The organism is Neisseria sp. HMSC067H09, assembly GCF_001814135.1.
Classification (GTDB): domain Bacteria; phylum Pseudomonadota; class Gammaproteobacteria; order Burkholderiales; family Neisseriaceae; genus Neisseria.
In genome coordinates, this window is record NZ_KV814859.1 from 1 (window position 1) to 365 (window position 365).

Below are 365 nucleotides of genomic sequence, written 5' to 3' on the forward strand. Positions count from 1 at the left end.
GTCTCTCCGACTTACCAGAAAAAAATATCGATGGCGTTAAAGTCATTATTCAGTCCGGAATACACGAAAAATATTATCTTAAAAATGAAGAGAAGTATTCGCTCTCGGTAAATAAAACATTAACTAATGATTTTGGTATTTATTTCATTTGCAATGACCGGGTTATTGTGAAAGCGAGCACATCCCATAATCACGGATGGAAAACGAAGTGGCACTCTGAATATAATGGCTTCATATGCCTTGTGCACTTCATATCTGAAGAGCCCAACAAACTTCCTTGGAATACGGCTAAAAACGGTATGAGGGAAGACAGTATGCTTTTCCTGACCGTCATTGACGAAATACAGCCCATTGCAGACCAATAT

General features: G+C 38.4%; 1 protein-coding gene. It reads left to right on the forward strand.

All coding sequences use genetic code 11. The features are described 5' to 3' along the window. Nucleotides 1–365: hypothetical protein (locus HMPREF2954_RS12630; RefSeq protein WP_210398477.1), on the forward strand; the 365-nt coding region annotated here is incomplete at both ends.